The sequence below is a fragment of the Paraburkholderia acidipaludis NBRC 101816 genome (assembly GCF_000684975.1).
Lineage (GTDB): Bacteria > Pseudomonadota > Gammaproteobacteria > Burkholderiales > Burkholderiaceae > Paraburkholderia > Paraburkholderia acidipaludis.
In genome coordinates this window covers 255,216-271,786 of sequence record NZ_BAXZ01000003.1, presented here as the reverse complement: position 1 = coordinate 271,786, position 16,571 = coordinate 255,216, and the positions used below count along the sequence as shown (strand labels likewise).

13 protein-coding genes and 4 tRNA genes are annotated in these 16,571 nt (G+C 63.9%); 3 read left to right on the top strand and 14 right to left on the bottom strand.

Annotated features, from left to right (window positions below; all coding sequences use genetic code 11):
- Positions 1 to 42 precede the first annotated feature (42 nt).
- The 4 genes from BAC01S_RS03870 to gltX form a co-directional block, all read right to left on the bottom strand.
- Positions 43 to 119, bottom strand: a tRNA-Asp gene (locus BAC01S_RS03870).
- 75 nt (positions 120 to 194) lie between these two features.
- Positions 195 to 270 (bottom strand) — tRNA-Glu (locus BAC01S_RS03865).
- 194 nt (positions 271 to 464) lie between these two features.
- Positions 465 to 540, bottom strand: a tRNA-Ala gene (locus tag BAC01S_RS03860).
- A 232-nt stretch (positions 541 to 772) separates the two neighbouring features.
- Positions 773 to 2,194: a glutamate--tRNA ligase gene (gene gltX / locus BAC01S_RS03855; RefSeq protein ID WP_027793577.1), complete on the bottom strand. Its 1,422-nt coding sequence runs from the start codon at positions 2,192 to 2,194 to the stop codon at positions 773 to 775.
- 374 nt (positions 2,195 to 2,568) lie between these two features.
- On the opposite strand from gltX, the gene BAC01S_RS03845 reads away from it, so the two are divergent.
- Positions 2,569 to 3,522, top strand: a complete 954-nt coding sequence (locus BAC01S_RS03845) for a patatin-like phospholipase family protein (protein ID WP_027793576.1) — start codon at positions 2,569 to 2,571, stop codon at positions 3,520 to 3,522.
- A 114-nt stretch (positions 3,523 to 3,636) separates the two neighbouring features.
- Here the strand turns inward: BAC01S_RS03845 and BAC01S_RS03840 are convergent, their stop codons facing one another.
- From BAC01S_RS03840 to BAC01S_RS03820, 5 genes are all read right to left on the bottom strand, one after another.
- Positions 3,637 to 4,374, bottom strand: a complete 738-nt coding sequence (locus tag BAC01S_RS03840) for a C40 family peptidase (protein WP_027793575.1) — start codon at positions 4,372 to 4,374, stop codon at positions 3,637 to 3,639.
- A gap of 137 nt (positions 4,375 to 4,511) precedes the next feature.
- Positions 4,512 to 6,140, bottom strand: a complete 1,629-nt coding sequence (locus BAC01S_RS03835; protein ID WP_027793574.1) for an ABC transporter ATP-binding protein — start codon at positions 6,138 to 6,140, stop codon at positions 4,512 to 4,514.
- Positions 6,137 to 7,243: an ABC transporter permease gene (locus BAC01S_RS03830; protein WP_027793573.1), complete on the bottom strand. Its 1,107-nt coding sequence runs from the start codon at positions 7,241 to 7,243 to the stop codon at positions 6,137 to 6,139. The genes BAC01S_RS03835 and BAC01S_RS03830 overlap by 4 nt, the downstream gene beginning before the upstream one ends.
- Before the next feature lies 1 nt (position 7,244).
- The gene (locus BAC01S_RS03825; protein ID WP_027793572.1) at positions 7,245 to 8,282 is read right to left on the bottom strand and encodes a microcin C ABC transporter permease YejB; all 1,038 of its coding nucleotides are present in this window, start codon (positions 8,280 to 8,282) and stop codon (positions 7,245 to 7,247) included.
- A 52-nt stretch (positions 8,283 to 8,334) separates the two neighbouring features.
- Positions 8,335 to 10,272, bottom strand: a complete 1,938-nt coding sequence (locus tag BAC01S_RS03820; RefSeq protein ID WP_084168168.1) for an extracellular solute-binding protein — start codon at positions 10,270 to 10,272, stop codon at positions 8,335 to 8,337.
- Between the two features lie 108 nt (positions 10,273 to 10,380).
- On the opposite strand from BAC01S_RS03820, the gene fabI reads away from it, so the two are divergent.
- Complete coding sequence (gene fabI, locus BAC01S_RS03815) at positions 10,381 to 11,172, top strand: enoyl-ACP reductase FabI (protein ID WP_027793570.1); 792 nt, start codon at positions 10,381 to 10,383, stop codon at positions 11,170 to 11,172.
- A 111-nt stretch (positions 11,173 to 11,283) separates the two neighbouring features.
- Here fabI and BAC01S_RS03810 read toward each other — a convergent pair whose 3' ends face one another.
- The 3 genes from BAC01S_RS03810 to BAC01S_RS03800 form a co-directional block, all read right to left on the bottom strand.
- A complete protein-coding gene (locus tag BAC01S_RS03810) occupies positions 11,284 to 11,604 on the bottom strand; it encodes a hypothetical protein (protein WP_027793569.1) in 321 nt (106 codons plus the stop codon).
- Positions 11,605 to 12,033: 429 nt separating this feature from the next.
- A tRNA-Ser gene (locus BAC01S_RS03805) sits at positions 12,034 to 12,127 on the bottom strand.
- Between the two features lie 172 nt (positions 12,128 to 12,299).
- Entirely contained in the window at positions 12,300 to 13,550 is a 1,251-nt protein-coding gene (locus BAC01S_RS03800; protein WP_027793568.1) for an aspartate kinase, read from the bottom strand.
- 160 nt (positions 13,551 to 13,710) lie between these two features.
- Here BAC01S_RS03800 and BAC01S_RS34370 point away from each other — a divergent pair, with 160 nt between their 5' ends.
- The gene (locus tag BAC01S_RS34370; RefSeq protein WP_156954295.1) at positions 13,711 to 13,956 is read left to right on the top strand and encodes a hypothetical protein; all 246 of its coding nucleotides are present in this window, start codon (positions 13,711 to 13,713) and stop codon (positions 13,954 to 13,956) included.
- Positions 13,957 to 13,999: 43 nt separating this feature from the next.
- Here the strand turns inward: BAC01S_RS34370 and tilS are convergent, their stop codons facing one another.
- Both tilS and BAC01S_RS03790 read right to left on the bottom strand, forming a co-directional pair.
- A complete protein-coding gene (tilS, locus tag BAC01S_RS03795; RefSeq protein ID WP_027793567.1) occupies positions 14,000 to 15,436 on the bottom strand; it encodes a tRNA lysidine(34) synthetase TilS in 1,437 nt (478 codons plus the stop codon).
- 42 nt (positions 15,437 to 15,478) lie between these two features.
- Positions 15,479 to 16,450 carry an acetyl-CoA carboxylase carboxyltransferase subunit alpha gene (locus tag BAC01S_RS03790; RefSeq protein ID WP_027793566.1) on the bottom strand — a complete coding sequence of 324 codons (972 nt, stop codon included), beginning with the start codon at positions 16,448 to 16,450 and terminating at the stop codon, positions 15,479 to 15,481.
- Between the last annotated feature and the right edge of the window lie 121 nt (positions 16,451 to 16,571).

The following is a 16,571-nucleotide window of genomic DNA, read 5'->3' as shown; positions in this document are numbered from 1 at the left end:
ACTAAAAAGCCCGCTCAAGTTATAGCCTGAACGGGCTTCATCTGGCGGAGCGGACGGGACTCGAACCCGCGACCCCCGGCGTGACAGGCCGGTATTCTAACCGACTGAACTACCGCTCCAGTTCGACATAGACAGCTGGGCGTCGGCTGATTCCCAACTGCTGCCTCGCCAATCTCATTGACGACGCTCATGTCTGGCGTCCCCTAGGGGATTCGAACCCCTGTACTCACCGTGAAAGGGTGATGTCCTAGGCCTCTAGACGAAGGGGACATAATCTTTTCAGATAATGTCTTGCTACACTTTACTGCGTTTTTTACTTCCGCTTCTTGTTCATTTTCCCGCTTATTTCGCAGTTAATTTCACCCAACAGCGAAGAACAAGATTTTAACTTCTTTACTGCATTTTGTGAAGAATTATTTTCTTCCTCACCCCCGCTTTCGCGGAGAAACTTCTATTTGCTCTGTTGGTGGAGGTAAGCGGGATCGAACCGCTGACCTCTTGCATGCCATGCAAGCGCTCTCCCAGCTGAGCTATACCCCCTTGCAGAACAGAAGCGAGATTATAAACAGCAAACTCGCCTTTGTAAAGAGCCTTTGGATCGTTTTGCTGCAACTTATTTCACACTGCGGCTAACTGCGTGAAACTTCGTTGCCGGATCCATCGGCTCCTGCGTGAGCGTTACCGCTTTCTCGCGGACCGTTTTCAACGGAGCCCGAATACTACAGGATCCCTTACCCCGGCGCTAGTGCCGGGGCAAAAAATCTTCAAAAAATCACGCCGCCTTCGCGAGACCCTGCTCGATGCGATTCACCACCACGTCGCGATCGAACAGCGCGAGTACCGCGTCGATGGCGGGGGTGTGCGTCGTGCCCGCCACGAAGAGGCGCACCGGCATGGCAAGCTGCGGCATCTTCAGCTTGTGCGCCGCGAGCGTCGCCTTGAGCGCGGCCGAAATGCCCTCCTTCGTCCACTCCGCGCCCTTGAACGCCGTAGCGAGGTCGGCAAGCGCCGGGCGCACGGCCTCGGTCACGTGCTGGGCAAGCACGGCGGCTTCGGGCTGCGGCTCGCGATAGAAGATTTGCGCGCTTTCGGCAATCTCCTTGACCGTATTCGCGCGATCCTTGTAAAGCGCAATCACGCCTTCGAGCGAAGGGCCCTTCGCGAGCACGGCTTCGTCGACACCGAGCACGGCGAAGAACGGCTTCGCGAGCCCCGCAAGGCGTGCGTTGTCGGCTTCCTTCAGATAGTGGTTGTTGAGCCAGTCGAGCTTGGCCTGGTCGTACTGCGCCGGCGACTTGCCGAGGTGCTCGAGATCGAACCATTCGACGAACTGCTCGCGCGAGAACACTTCGGCATCGCCATGCGACCAGCCAAGGCGCGCGAGATAGTTCAGCACCGCCTCCGGCAGATAGCCCGCGTCGCGATAGCCCATCACGCTCGTCGCGCCATGGCGCTTGCTCATCTTTTCGCCCTGCTCGTTCAACACGGTCGGCAGGTGCGCGTACACGGGCGGCTCGCCGCCCAGCGCGCGCAGGATGTTGATCTGGCGCGGCGTGTTGTTCACGTGGTCGTCGCCGCGAATCACGTGCGTGATCTTCATGTCGAGATCGTCCACCACGACGCAGAAGTTATACGTCGGCGTGCCGTCCGGGCGCGCGATGACGAGGTCGTCGAGTTCTTCGTTCGAAATCTCGACGCGGCCCTTCACGGCGTCGTCCCACGCGACCACGCCCGTCAGCGGATTGCGAAAGCGCAGCACCGGCTGCACACCGGCCGGCGGCGTCGGCAGGACCTTGCCCGGCTCCGGGCGCCAGGTGCCGTCGTAGCGCGGCTTTTCGCCCGCCTCACGCTGACGCTCGCGCAATGCGTCCAGCTCTTCGGTCGACATGTAGCACGGGTACACGAGGCCTTGCTCGCTCATTTGTGCAAGCACTTCGCGATAACGGTCCATGCGCTGCATCTGGTAGAACGGACCTTCGTCGAAGTCGAGGCCGAGCCACTGCATGCCTTCGAGAATGGCGTCGACGGCTTCGGACGTCGAGCGCTCGACGTCGGTGTCCTCGATCCGCAGCACGAACACCCCTTCGTTGCGGCGCGCGAACGCCCAGGGATACAGCGCGGAGCGGATATTGCCGAGGTGAATGAAGCCGGTCGGGCTCGGCGCAAAGCGGGTACGGACGACAGTCGTGGTCATGGGCTTTTTACTCGAAAGCGGTGCCGCCGGGCGACGCGCGATTGGCGACGGGCGGCAGGAGGTTCGCGGCCTCGCGGCAGTCACCTGCCACGGCACGCAGCATTTGCGACTGCGGAACGCGACGCGGCGCGAACGGGAAAACCGGGAAAAGAGAGACGGGATTATAACCGCCGGACGCGCGTTCGGTCCCGGCAGGCCAAGACCAGGAGGACATCCGCACGGTGCCGGCACCGCCACGGCCAGGCGACACCTTGGCCACGAACAAGAGTGACACACGGCGTTACAAGCGCGTTGCGAATGCGCGAGCGGCTTTGCCTTATGATGTCGGCGCGCCGCATGGAGAACCTCGCTTGAAGCCGCTATCAGAGCCCCCCTTGAACCCGTCAGCACCCTCTTTGAGCCGCCGCAGCTTTTCGCTGGCAGCGGCCTCCACTCTCCTTGCCGCCTGCACGACGGCCGGCACCGAGACCGCGAAGGTCGCCTCGCCCGTTACCGCGAACACCACGCCGCCCGCCCCTGTCGCGAAGCCCCAGCGCGCCATTCGCGTCGGCCTCGCCCTTGGCGGCGGCGCGGCGCGCGGCTTCGCGCACATCGGCGTGATCAAAGCGCTGGAAGCCCGCAACGTCCAGGTCGACCTCGTCTCGGGAACGAGCGCGGGCTCGGTGGTCGCCGCGCTCTACGCGTCGGGCATGAACGGTTTCGACATCAACAAGCTCGCACTCACGATGGACGAAGCGTCGATCAGCGACTGGGCCATGCCCTTCGCCACGCGAGGCTTCCTGCACGGCGTGGCGCTGCAGAACTATCTGAACACCACGCTGCGCGGCCGGCCGATCGAGAAGATGGCGAGGCCGCTCGGCGTGGTCGCCACCGACCTGCACAGCGGCCAGCCAATCCTGTTTCAGCGCGGCAATACCGGCATCGCCGTTCGCGCGTCGTGCAGCCTGCCGTCGATCTTCGATCCGGTGAAAATCGCAGGCCACGAGTACGTGGACGGCGGGCTCGTGAGCCCGGTGCCGGCGGCCTTCGCACGCAAAATGGGCGCCGACTTCGTGATTGCGGTGGACATTTCGGCCCGGCCGGAGAGCGCCCCGACGCTGACCCAGTTCGACGTGCTGATGCAGACCTTCACGATCATGGGCCAGTCGATCAAGACCTACGAGCTCGACAAGTACGCCGACGTCGTGATCCGGCCCAATCTGAACGCGATGTCGGGAAGCGATTTTGGCCAGCGCAATGCGGCGATCCTCGCGGGCGAGGAGGCCGTCGCGAAGATGATGCCGGAGTTGGAGCGCAAGCTGACCGCGGCGCGCGCCGCGACGGTCTGAGCGAACGCGCGGGCGGAAGCGACCCGCGCGACCCACGGAACGAAAAAAGCCTGCTTCGAACGAAGCAGGCTTTCTGTCACGACCTGAGGTAAAGCGACCGGCGCCGGCCAGCGATCAGTTGCTGCCGTCGAACTGCGCGCTCACGCGCTGCTTGAGGTCCTGCTGCTGTTGCGGCGTGAACGACGTTTCGACACGGCGAGCGCCCGTGAAGCGCTTTTCCCAATAGCCGTCGTCGAGGTCGTCGACACGGATCGTGCTGCCCGTGGACGGCGAATGCACGAACTTGTTGTCGCCGATATAGATGCCGACGTGCGAGAACGTGCGGCGCATCGTATTGAAGAACACAAGGTCGCCCGGCTTGAGGTTGCTGAGGCTGACCTTCTCGCCCACGCGGCTCATTTCCTCGGCGCGGCGCGGCAGCGAGAGGCCCAGTGTGTCCTGGAAGACATAGCGCACGAAGCCGCTGCAGTCGAGGCCGGAATCCGGTGTGTTGCCGCCCCAGCGATAACGCACGCCTATCATGTTGAGGGCGCCCACAACGACGTCCCCTGCCTTGCCGGCCATGCCGGAAAGGAACGACCTGGCGCCGCCGTCGGCCGCAGCCGGGGTCGCCTGAGGCGTGGTCTGTGTAGCAGTCTGGGTCTGGGCGTCGGCCTGAGCAGTCGCGGAAAGCGCCTGCGAAGCCGGGGAGTTCGCCGTGCTGTTCGGGGAAGAACCCGGCGAAAATGAGGCATTCTGGTTAAAGCTGCTTACTTCGTCGGCGAACGCGCCGGGAGCCGCGGCCATCAGTACGCCGATGAACATCCCGGCGACGACGCGCGTGCAAGCCTGGGTCAAGTATCGGTGCTGCATTGGTCGGTAGAAATTGCCCGCGAATCAGGGGGTTAGTGAAAAGTTTGGACGATACTAGCCAGTAAGTATTTGTGTGTCAAAACAAATAGAAAAATACAATCGCGATACGCACCTCATTGGTGAATGTCAGATGACTGTCATCGATCCAGCGCCGCTTTCAGCAGCTTGCGCGTGTAAGGATGCGTAGGGCTTTCGAAAACTTTGGCGACGTCTCCGGTCTCGACAATGGCGCCGCCCTGCATCACCGCGACACGGTGCGCCATCGCGCCGATCACTTCGAGATCGTGGCTGATGAACACATAGGCCAGGTTGTACTTGCGTTGCAGCTCCGTCAACAATCGCAACACCTGTTGCTGGATCGAGACGTCGAGCGCGCTGGTCGGTTCGTCGAGGACGATTACGCGCGGCTCCAGCACGAGCGTGCGGGCAATGGCGATACGCTGGCGCTGCCCGCCCGAAAACTCGTGCGGATAACGCTGCAGCGCCGTGCGGTCGAGCCCGACTTCGCGCAGGGTGGCAACAATGCGTTTTTTGCGCTCCTCGCTGCCGAGGTCCGGCCGGTGCAGCGCGAGCCCCTCTCCGACGATGCGCTCGACGGTCTGCCGCGGAGAAAGCGAGCTGAACGGATCCTGAAAGACCACCTGCAGATGCGAGCGTAGTGCGAGCTTGTCGCGCCCCTGATAGCTCGCGAGCGGCCGGCCCTGGAACTCGATCTGCCCGCTCCCCGCTCGTTGCAGTCCCAACATGGCCAGCGCAAGGGTCGATTTTCCCGATCCCGATTCGCCGACAATGCCGAGCGTCTCGCCCTGCCGCAGCGAAACGCTCGCGTCGTCGACGGCGCGAAATTTCCCTTTGCGCCACCAGCCCCGAAAGCCCGGCAGCTTCGTCGCGAAATCGACGACCACGTCTTTCGCTTCCAGCAGCACCGGCGCGAGCGGCAGCACCGGCAGTACGTTGCGCTCGGGACGGCTCGCGATCAACCGCTGCGTATAGGGGTGCTGCGGCGCCCCGAAGATCTGCTCGACGGTCCCGCTCTCCACGAGCCGGCCCTTCTCCATCACCGCCACACGCTGGGCGAAGCGGCGCACCAGATTCAGGTCGTGCGTGATGAGCAGCACGGACATGCCGCGGCCGGACGTCTGGCCGCTCTCCTCGCGCTGCAGTTCGAGCAGCAGCTCGACGATCTGCCCGCGGATCGTCACGTCGAGCGCCGTGGTGGGCTCGTCGGCAAGCAGGAGGCGCGGCCGGCACGCGAGCGCCATCGCAATCATCACGCGCTGACGCTGACCGCCCGAAAGTTGATGCGGATAGCTGCCGATGCGCCGGCGCGGTTCCGGAATGCCCGTGCGCTCCAGCAGCCCGACCGCGCGCTCGTACGCCTCTTTCTTCGGCACGCCATCGTGCATCTGGATCGTTTCGGCAATCTGCTCGCCTATCGTGTAGAGCGGATTGAGCGCCGTCATCGGCTCCTGAAAGATCATCGCGATGTCGTTGCCGCGCAGGCCGCGCATTGCGCGCTCGCCCTTTGCGAGCAGATCCTCGCCGTCGAAGCGGATCGCGCCCGACACCCGCGCGTCGCTCAGCAAGCGCAGGATCGCGAGCGCCGTCACCGTCTTGCCCGAGCCCGACTCGCCCACCAGCGCAACACGCTCGCCGCGCGCGATCGCGAGCGTCACGTCGTCCACCGCGAGCGTCTCGCCGAAACGCACGGAAAGGCACTCAAGCGAGAGCAGCGGCGCTGCGAGATGTGCCTGCGGAGCGCTCATTGATTGCCTCCCGCCTTCATGGCGTCGGAGATGCGCGTATCGAGCGCATTGCGCAGCGCATCGCCCATGAACGTGAGCAGCAACAGTGTCACCACGAGCACGCCGAAGGTCGACATGGCAATCCACCACGCGTCGAGATTGCCCTTGCCTTCCGACAGCAGCTCGCCCAGGCTCGGCGTGGGCGGCGGCACGCCCAGCCCCAGGAAGTCGAGACTCGTGAGCGAGAGTATCGCCCCGCTCATGCGGAACGGCAGGAACGTGATAACGGCCGTGAGGCTATTGGGCAGAACATGACGCCAGATGATCTGCCAGTTCGAGAGCCCCATCGCGCGTGCAGCCAGCACGTAATCCTGATTGCGATTGCGCAGGAACTCGGCGCGCACATAGTCGGCGAGGCCAATCCAGCCGAACAGCGAGAGCAGCACGATCAGCAGGATGAAACCCGGTTCGAAGATCGAGGCGAAGATGATGAGCAGATAGAGTTCCGGCATCGCGCTCCAGATCTCGATGAGCCGCTGTCCGATGATGTCGGTCTTGCCGCCGAAGTAGCCCTGCACCGCGCCCGCCAGCACGCCGAATATCGTGCCGATGGCAGTCAGCACGAGCGCGAATGCCACCGACACGCGAAAGCCATACAGCAGACGCGCGAACAGGTCGCGGCCGCTCTGGTCGGTGCCGAGCCAGTTCTGCCGCGACGGCGGCGCCGGGTTCGGCACCTTCGAGAAGTAGTTGAGCGTGTCGTAGTAGTACGGATTCGGCGGATAGATCGCGAAGTTGCCGGGCGCGTCGAAGCGATGGCGGATGTACGGATCGAGGTAGTCGGCCGGCGTCGGGAAATCGCCGCCGAAGGTCGTCTCCGGGTACGCCTTGAAGAGCGGGAAATACACATGCCCGTCGTAGCGCACGACAAGCGGCTTGTCGTTGCACCAGAGCGGCGCCGCAAGACTCGCGGCAAATGCTACGACGAACACGATCAGGCTCCAGTAGCCGAGCCGCTGCTGTCGAAAGCGGGCCCATACCCGCCGCGCCGGCGTGGGCGATTTGAAGGCCGCAACGGATTCGGTGCGCAGTTCGGGCTCGGCGCCGGCACGGGCTCGGTTCAAATCAGCGCTCCAGTTGTTCGAATTGGATGCGGGGATCGACCCACACGTAGCACAGGTCGGAGACGAGCTTCGTCAGCAGTCCGATCAATGTGAAGAGATAGAGCGTACCGAGCACGACCGGATAATCGCGCCGCACGACCGACTCGTACGAGAGCAGCCCGAGACCATCGAGCGAAAAGAGCGTCTCGATCAGCAGGCTGCCCGTGAAGAAAGCGCCGATAAAGGCTGCGGGAAAGCCCACCACGAGCGGCAGCAGCGCATTGCGAAATACGTGCTTCCAAAGCACGGTGCGCTCGGAAAGACCCTTCGCGCGCGCGGTCAGTACGTACTGCTTGCGGATCTCGTCGAGAAAGGCGTTCTTCGTGAGCATCGTCGTCACGGCGAAACTGCCCACCACGGAGGCCGTAACGGGCAGCGTGATATGCCACAGATAGTCGAGGATCTTGTGGCCCCAGGAGAACGTGTCCCAGCCGTCGGATGTGAGATTGCGCAGCGGGAAAATCTGCAGGAAAGTGCCGCCGCCGAACAGCACGAGCAGCAGCACGCCCAGCACGAAACCCGGAATCGCATAGCCGATCAGGACGATCAGGCTCGTCATGAGATCGAACCGCGAGCCGTTGCGCACCGCCTTGGCGATACCCAACGGCACCGATATCAGATAGGTGAGAAAGAAAGTCCAGAGGCCGATGCTGATCGACACCGGCAGCTTCGAGACGATCAGCGACCACACGCTCTGGTGATGAAAATAGCTCTGCCCGAGGTCGAAGCGCGAGAAGCGGTCCAGCATGAGAAAGTAGCGCTGCAGCGGCGGCTTGTCGAAGCCGTAGAGCGCCTTCAGTTGCGCGATCTGTTGCGCGTCCACGCCCGTATGCGCACGCATGCCGAAGGGCATGCCCTGCTCCGCGCCGCGCCGCAGTTCGCGCACGGCCTGTTCGACGGGGCCGCCCGGCACGAACTGGATCACGACGAAGGTCAGCGTGAGCACGCCGAAGAGCGTCGGGATCATCAGCAGCAGGCGTTTGACGATGTAGCTCCACATGGTCTTGAAGTCCGTAAGTTGGGACTGCGTGGCAAAACCGCGCCGGCGCGCCTCAATGTTGCGAGTTGGGCTGCAAGTCGGCCTGCGGCTTGAACCACCACGTCGAGAGGATCCAGTCGATCGCGCCATAGTACAGCGGCAGCTTCGCCGGATAGGTCAGCGTGCTGCGGTACGCAACGCGGTGCGTCGAGCCGTACCACTGCGGCACCACATAGTAGCCGTGCATCAGCACCCGGTCGAGCGCGTGCGTGGCGTCGAGCAACTGCTGTAGCGTCTGCGCTTGCGTCAGCGATTTCAGAATCGCGTCGACGGCCGGCGACTTCACGCCGATCAGGTTGCCCGAGCCGGGCTCGTCGGCCGCCTTGCTGCCGAAGCGATCGACTTCTTCCGTGCCCGGCACCTGCACGTCGGGAAAGTGGATCGTCGTCACGTCGAAGTCGAACGCGTCGAGGCGCTTCTGGTAGAGCGCGAAGTCGACCGGCCGGTAGTTCACCTGGATCCCGAGTCGCGCGAGGGCGTGCGTGTACAGCGCCATGATGGGCTGCCATTGCGCGGAGGCGCTGGTGTCGTCGAGCACTTCGAAAACGAAGGGCTGGCCCTGCGCGTTGCGCAGCGCGCCGTTGCGGTAAGTCCAGCCGGCTTGCGCCAGTAGCGCGCGTGCCTCGAGCAGGTTGGCGCGCAGCGAATGAGGGGGATCCGTGTCCGGCTGCACCGGCGGCGGGCCGAACACCGCCGGGTCGAGTTCCTCGCGCCACGGATCGAGCAATGCGAGTTCGCCCGGCGACGGCAAACCCTTCGCCTGAAATTCCGTATTCGCGAACCAGCTGTCGAGCCGCGTGTACTGGCTGTAGAACAGCATCCGGTTGAGCCACTGGAAGTCGAGCGCGAGGTCGAGCGCCCGGCGCACGCGCACGTCCCGGAACATGGGCTTGCGGATGTTCAGCACGAAGCCCTGCATGCCCGTGCCGTTATGCTGCGCAAACTCCCGCTTGATCAGTTCGCCATCGTCGAAGCGCTTGCCCACGTCGCGCCGCACCCAGTTGCGCGCGACCATTTCGACGAGCGCGTCGTATTCACCCGCCTTGAACGCCTCGAGGCGAGCGAAGTCATCGGAATAGAGCTTGTAGGTAACGCGTTCGAAGTTGTTCGTGCCGACGCGCACCGGCAGGTCCTTGCCCCAGTAGTTCGGGTCGAGCTTATAGGTGATCGTGCGGCCGTTCGAATAACGCTCGATTACGTAGGGCCCGCTGCCGATCGGCTGTTCGAACGCGAGCTGGTCGAACGGAATGCGGCTGCCGTCCGGGCGCAATCCCCACTTGTGCGAGAACACCGGCATGCCGCCCGCGATGAACGGCAGCTCCCGGCTGTGGCTGCGGAACTCGAAGCGGATCGTCGCGGGATCGACCACCACCGCGCGCGTGATGTCGCTGAAGTAGGCCTGCGTCGACGGCGCGGCTTGCGGACTCTTGAGCGTGTCGAGCGAAAACTTGACGTCGGCGGCGGTCACCGCGTCGCCGTTCGAAAAGCGCGCGTGGGGATTCAGATGGAACGTCACCGAAAGACCATCGGGCGCGATGCGGATATCGTCCGCGAGCAATCCGTACGCCGACGAGACCTCGTCCATGCTGCCCGTCGTCAGGCTCTCGAAGAGCATCTCGATACCGGGCGCCGGGTTGCCGCGCATCGTGAACGGGTTGAACTTGTCGAAGCTCGTCAGGCGGCTCGGGTTGGCCAGCACCAGCGTGCCGCCCTTCGGCGCATCCGGATTCACATAATCGAAATGCGTGAAGTTCGCGGGATACTTCGGCTCCCCGTATTGCGCGATCGCATAGGCGGCGTACACGGACGGCATCGCCGCAAACGTCAGCACGCATGCCGCGCCGCATCTCGCGCCCGCGCGCAGCCAGGCACGTGCCCATGCAAGGTGTCGCGCCGCAACCGTGTGTCCGCGCCCCGCGCGCGCTGCCCTGCCAGGCGTGCCTGTCGTCATGGAAAGGGATTTGTCCGGTGAGCCATGTCAAGTGTGAGAGAATTCTACCCAAACCGCGCAGCACCGCCTTGCGGTGCGCGCGATGCACTGATCTGATTAGGAGAATCCATGGGCTTCCTCGCTGGCAAACGCATCCTGCTGACCGGGCTGCTGTCCAACCGTTCGATCGCATATGGCATTGCGCAGGCCTGCAAACGCGAAGGCGCGGAACTGGCATTCACGTATGTCGGCGAGCGGTTCAAGGAACGCATCACCGAATTCGCCACCGAGTTCGGCAGCAATCTCGTGTTCCCCTGCGACGTCGCCGACGACGCACAGATCGAAGCGCTCTTCGCGGATCTCAAGCAGCATTGGGGCACGCTCGACGGCCTCGTCCACTCGATCGGTTTCGCGCCGCGCGAGGCCATCGCCGGCGACTTCCTCGAAGGCATGACGCGCGAGAATTTCCGCATCGCGCACGACATCTCGGCCTACAGCTTCCCGGCGCTCGCCAAGGCAGCCCAGCCGATGCTGGCCGACAACGCCTCGCTGCTCACCCTCACCTATCTCGGCGCCGAACGCGCGATTCCGAACTACAACACCATGGGCCTCGCGAAGGCCTCGCTCGAAGCGAGCGTGCGTTACCTCGCGGTCTCGCTCGGCGGCAAGGGCGTGCGCGTGAACGGCATCTCGGCCGGCCCGATCAAGACGCTCGCGGCAAGCGGCATCAAGAGCTTCGGCAAGATCCTCGACTTCGTCGAGCAGAACGCGCCGCTGCACCGTAACGTGACGATCGAGCAGGTCGGCAACACGGCCGCGTTCCTGCTCTCCGATCTCTCCGGCGGCGTGACCGCCGAGATCGTGCATGTGGATTCGGGCTTTAGCGCCGTGGTCGGCGGCATGGCCGGCATCGGCGAGTAACGGCCGCCTCTCTCGTCGTTGTGCGCGCCTCGTTGCGCGTGCAACGGCAGGCATGAAAAAGCCGCCCCTCGGGGCGGCTTTGCTTTTGCAGCGGCTTCGGACAGCGCCAGCTTAGTGCCAGCGGCCGCCGCCGTGACCCCATCCACGGCCGCCACCACCGTGATAGCGGTTCCAGTCGCCACGATTCCAGTAACGACGACCGTCCCAGTAGCGGTCGCCGTGCCAGCCGATGTAAATGGCCGGCGCGGCATAGACCGGAGCGGGCTGATACACGACCGGAGGAGGCGGCGGTGCATAGACAGGCTCCGGTGCGACATAAACCGGGGCAGGAATGCCGATGTTGACGCCAACGCTCACGCCCGCCATGGCGGCGCTTGACGCACCAATGGCCAAGCCCCCGACGAGCATTGCAAGAACACGAGCAAACTTCATGGACTCACCTTTTTGCGAATGATTTTGTTGCATGCAATATAGCGCAGGCTCGCGCACAGGATATTTCACGATTGTAATAACTGATGCACAAACCCGCTTCGAGCGCACCCTGGTTACGTCTCGTTACACGGAGCATCGTCGCAGCAGACCGGCATGCGCCCGGCTACTGCAGCGATCCGGAGCATAGCATCGACAGCGCGGCTCGGGTGTCGAGTGTTGCAGTGTTTGCGTGAAAGGAGCGTGATGAACCGCGACCTCGAAACAGGCAGAATCATTGCGCGATCAGGGAAAAAGCTGTTCATCGATAGGCAGTCCTGAACGTGTTGCGACATTCCCCTCGGAACACAAGCACAGAATCCGCCGCGGAAAAACAAAAACCCCGCAAGTCCGAGAACTTGCGGGGTTTCGCCGCCATATACGCAAATGCACTGGCGGAGACGGAGGGATTCGAACCCTCGATCCAGGTTTTGGCCCAGATGCTCCCTTAGCAGGGGAGTGCCTTCGACCTCTCGGCCACGTCTCCCGAACTTTCGCTCGCGCCAGGGAGGCAGCGCGACGAAGCAAAGATGATAGCGGGTTCGTCCGCTCAGGTCAATTTTTGGGACGCACTTTTTGCAGATTTTTCTGCATGCACGCGACAAATGTCGCGTGCAGCGCCCCGAAACCCGTGAAACCTGTCACGCACGCGTCACGCTTTACGCGTGTTCGAGGTCGAACGCCTTGTGCAGCGCGCGCACGGCCAGTTCCATGTACTTCTCGTCGATCAGTACCGAGATCTTGATTTCGGAGGTCGAAATCATCTGGATGTTGATGCCCTCTTCCGAAAGCGTGCGGAACATCTTGCTCGCCACGCCCACGTGCGAACGCATGCCCACGCCGACCACGGAAACCTTCGACACCTTCGGGTCGCCCAGCACCTGCTCGGCGCTCACGTGACCCTTCACCTGATTGTTGAGGACGTCCATGGCGCGCTGATAGTCGCCGCGCGGCACCGTGAACGTGAAGTCGGTCTTGCCGGCCACGCTCTGGTTCTGGATGATCATGTCGACATCGATGTTCGCGTCCGCCACCGGGCCGAGGATCTGATACGCGATGCCCGGCTTGTCAGGCACGCCCATCACGGCGATGCGGGCCTCGTCGCGCTGGAACGCGATACCCGAAATGACTGCTTTTTCCATGGTGTCGTCTTCTTCAAAAGTAATCAGGGTGCCCGACTTCATCTCTTCGGCGAGGTCCATCATCGGGTCGGTCAGGCTGGAGAGCACGCGCGTCTTCACCTGATACTTGCCCGCGAATTCCACCGAGCGGATCTGCAGCACTTTCGAGCCAAGGCTGGCCATTTCCAGCATCTCTTCGAAGGTGATGCGGTCGAGCCGGCGCGCGTCGTCCACCACGCGCGGGTCGGTCGTGTAGACGCCGTCGACGTCCGTATAGATGAGACACTCGTCGGCCTCGAGCGCCGCGGCCACCGCGACTGCCGAGGTATCCGAGCCGCCGCGGCCGAGCGTCGTGATGTGGCCGTCCGGGTCGATGCCCTGGAAGCCGGTGATCACCACCACCTTGCCCGCCTCGAGGTCGGCCAGCACGCGCTCGCCGTCGATTTCGTTGATGCGCGCTTTCGTGAACGCGCTGTCGGTCTTCACGGGAACCTGCCAACCGGTATAGCTGATGGCGTCGACGCCGGCGTCGTGCAGCGCGATCGACAGCAAGCCAACGCTGACCTGCTCGCCGGTCGACGCAATCATGTCGAGTTCGCGCGGGCTCGGCTGGGCCGAAATCTCTTTCGCGAGGCCGAGCAGCCGGTTGGTTTCGCCGGACATTGCCGAAGGCACGACGACCATCTTGTGGCCGGCCTTGTGCCATTTGGCAACGCGCCTGGCAACGTTCTTGATGCGCTCGACCGAGCCCATCGAGGTGCCGCCGTATTTGTGTACGATGAGTGCCATTGTCGTTCTGAACTGGAGATGTTACCGCGCTGGCGCACTGATGACGGCGCCGCCGGAAGGCTCGCGGCCACGGCGACGGCGTCTCTGCAGCGCGTGCAGCACGCGCGGAATTTGTCCGATGGCGAAACGCAGCGCGCGCCGGGTACGCAACAGGCGCCGCATGGACTACGCTTCACTTGCCCGCATGCCGCTAGATGGGCCATTTGTGCTTTTGGCACGGCGCGCTCCCGGCACCGCTTTTGACGATGCCCATGAACGCGAAAGAGCGGGCTGGACAAACGGAATACCCTACCCGATCGGGGCCAAAATTACAAGACGAAACTGGGTGATCCTGCGCGAAAAAGGCTTGTGCAGCAAGGATTTGCAGCGTTTGGCCGCAATGATGGCGCCCTTTTTGTTTGAATGATCGCCGTGCCGGGCTTTAAATAGGGCCGGCACACACAAGGCCGTCACGCCATCAAAAGATCTTCGCGCCACTCGATACGGCGCCACCCTTCCTGAGGGCCATCACCCGCCATCGCATCCCAATCGGGAAACGCGGCGCGATTCACACCCACATGCGGAACGAACAGCAGCGTCTCGCCGCTAAACAGCAACGGGACATCGCGCTCCCACGCCGGAATGCCACGCGCCTGGAACATATGCTTGAGCGTGCGGCTCACACCCGCTGCCGCGTCGCGCAGGCGCTCGCCCCCCGAGCGTTCGCGCACGACGAGTGGCCTGCCGGCCAGCAGCGCTTCGGGCACCGCGTCGGGATCGTTCGCTTCGGCGCGGGCAAAAACGAAAGTGCCGCGCCATTGCGGCAAGCGCCAGATTTCTTCGCCGCGCCAAACCAATTCCACCGCGTCGTGCGGGACACGCGGTACGTCGGGCTCGCGCGCCCTCTCCCAGAAGATCGTCCCGCGATAACCGCGCAGCCGCCAGCCCGCATGATCGAGACGCAACGCATGATCGCCCCGCCCGCCTCCGTCGCGCGCGATCTCGCGCAACTGGCGCAAGGCGTCGGCCAGACGCGCCGACGAAGCCGCCGGCAAGCCGAGCGTACGCATCCAGTAGCGCATGACGTTCAACGCACGTTCGTCGTCCAGCGCAACGAGGCGTTCATGCGCGAGCACCCTACCGTCGTCGCCCGTCGCAATCGCGGCGAGGTCGATCTGTGCGAGATCGTCGAGCAGCCGCTGGGCCGAAGCCGCATGTGCCGCCGTGCGCGCCAATGTGTCGCGAAAGCCGGGAAAATGCGCGCTCAACGCCGGCATCACATCGTGACGCAAGGCATTGCGCGCATAGCGCGTATCGGCATTGGATTCGTCGTCGATCCAGCGCAGGCTTCTGGCGCTCGCATACTGTTCAAGTTGCGCACGCAACAGGTGGAGCAGCGGCCGCATGCGCGGCACCCCCATAGTTGGCGCGCGCACCGGCGCCATCGCCGCGAGCCCCGCGAGTCCGGCGCCGCGCAGCAATTGCAGCAGCACGGTTTCAGCCTGGTCGTCGGCGTGCTGCGCGAGCCACAGCGCGTTCACGCCGTGCACGGCGCACATCTCATCCAGCGCACGGTAGCGCGCCTCGCGCGCAGCGGCCTCCACGCCGGCGGCATCGTCGCGCGCCACGTCCACGCGGCGTGCGTCGAATGTCACGCCGAGCGCGTGCGCCACCGCCGCGCCGTGCAGAAGCCAGGCGTCGGCGTTCGGGCTCAGGCCGTGATGGACATGCAGTGCGACGCAGCGTGCCGCCCCCGCCGTTCGCACGGCGGCGTCGAGCAGCACCGATGAATCGAGCCCGCCGCTGTACGCAATCGCGATGCGGCTCTCGTCGGAGAGCGTGGAAAGCGCAACGCCGAGCGCATCGAGTACGATGCGCCCGGCGTCGGATGGGGATTGAGCGGTCACTGCCTTGAGGGCGCTCGCGCGCCGGCGGGACGGCGTCAGGCCTTACGCGCCCGGCGTCGTTTCCTTGAACTTGCCGTAAGCCATCAGGCGCTCGTAGCGGCGCTCCTTCAGGTCGGCGACGCTCATGCCCTGGAACTGGCGCAGCGAGTCGGCAAGCGCGCGGCGCAGCAGCGCGGCCATACCCTTCGGATCGCGATGCGCGCCGCCCAGCGGCTCGTTGACGATCTTGTCGATCAGGCCCAGCGCCTTCAGGCGGTGCGCGGTGAGGCCGAGGGCTTCCGCGGCCTCGGGCGCCTTCGCGGCGCTCTTCCACAGGATCGACGCGCAACCTTCCGGCGAGATCACCGAGTAGGTCGAGAACTGCAGCATCATCACGGTGTCGGCCACGGCGATCGCGAGCGCGCCGCCCGAGCCGCCCTCGCCGATGATCGTCGTGATGATCGGCGTCTTCAGTTCGGCCATCACGTAGAGATTGCGGCCGATCGCCTCCGACTGGCCGCGCTCTTCCGCGCCGATGCCCGGGTACGCGCCCGGCGTGTCGACGAACGTGAAGATCGGCAGACCGAACTTCTCGGCAAGACGCATCAGGCGCTCGGCCTTGCGATAGCCTTCGGGGCGCGGCATGCCGAAGTTGCGCGCGGCGCGCTCCTTCGTATCGCGACCTTTCTGCTGGCCGATCACCATGCAGGCCTGGCCGTTGAAGCGCGCGAGACCGCCGACGATCGACAGGTCGTCCGCGAACGCGCGGTCGCCGTGCAGCTCGTGAAAATCGGTGAAGAGCTCGTGAACGTAGTCGAGCGTATAGGGCCGCTGCGGATGGCGCGCGATCTGCGAGACCTGCCACGGGCTCAGGTTCGCGTACAGATCCTTCGTCAGCTGCTGGCTCTTCTTCGAGAGCCGGTCGATCTCTTCCGAAATATCGACGGCCGAATCGTCCTGAACGAAGCGCAATTCTTCGATCTTCGCTTCGAGTTCAGCGATCGGCTGTTCGAAATCCAGAAACGTGGTTTTCATGTGGTGGAATCCTTGGACTTGCCGGCAGCGCGTATTCTAACCGCGACTACCAGCGTCGAAGCTGGCTCTGAACTATCGATTACCAATTAACGATAGTCAAACCTTTGGTCAATTTCTGGAG

Excerpts from the sequence above, each read along its gene's own strand:
- gltX (WP_027793577.1), bottom strand. The coding sequence starts at position 2,194 with ATGACCACGACTGTCGTCCGTACCCGCTTTGCGCCGAGCCCGACCGGC.
- BAC01S_RS03840 (WP_027793575.1), bottom strand. The coding sequence starts at position 4,374 with ATGCAGCACCGATACTTGACCCAGGCTTGCACGCGCGTCGTCGCCGGG.
- BAC01S_RS03835 (WP_027793574.1), bottom strand. The coding sequence starts at position 6,140 with ATGAGCGCTCCGCAGGCACATCTCGCAGCGCCGCTGCTCTCGCTTGAG.
- BAC01S_RS03825 (WP_027793572.1), bottom strand. The coding sequence starts at position 8,282 with ATGTGGAGCTACATCGTCAAACGCCTGCTGCTGATGATCCCGACGCTC.
- BAC01S_RS03820 (WP_084168168.1), bottom strand. The coding sequence starts at position 10,272 with ATGACGACAGGCACGCCTGGCAGGGCAGCGCGCGCGGGGCGCGGACAC.
- fabI (WP_027793570.1), top strand. The coding sequence starts at position 10,381 with ATGGGCTTCCTCGCTGGCAAACGCATCCTGCTGACCGGGCTGCTGTCC.
- BAC01S_RS03810 (WP_027793569.1), bottom strand. The coding sequence starts at position 11,604 with ATGAAGTTTGCTCGTGTTCTTGCAATGCTCGTCGGGGGCTTGGCCATT.
- BAC01S_RS03800 (WP_027793568.1), bottom strand. The coding sequence starts at position 13,550 with ATGGCACTCATCGTACACAAATACGGCGGCACCTCGATGGGCTCGGTC.
- BAC01S_RS34370 (WP_156954295.1), top strand. The coding sequence starts at position 13,711 with ATGGACTACGCTTCACTTGCCCGCATGCCGCTAGATGGGCCATTTGTG.
- BAC01S_RS03790 (WP_027793566.1), bottom strand. The coding sequence starts at position 16,450 with ATGAAAACCACGTTTCTGGATTTCGAACAGCCGATCGCTGAACTCGAA.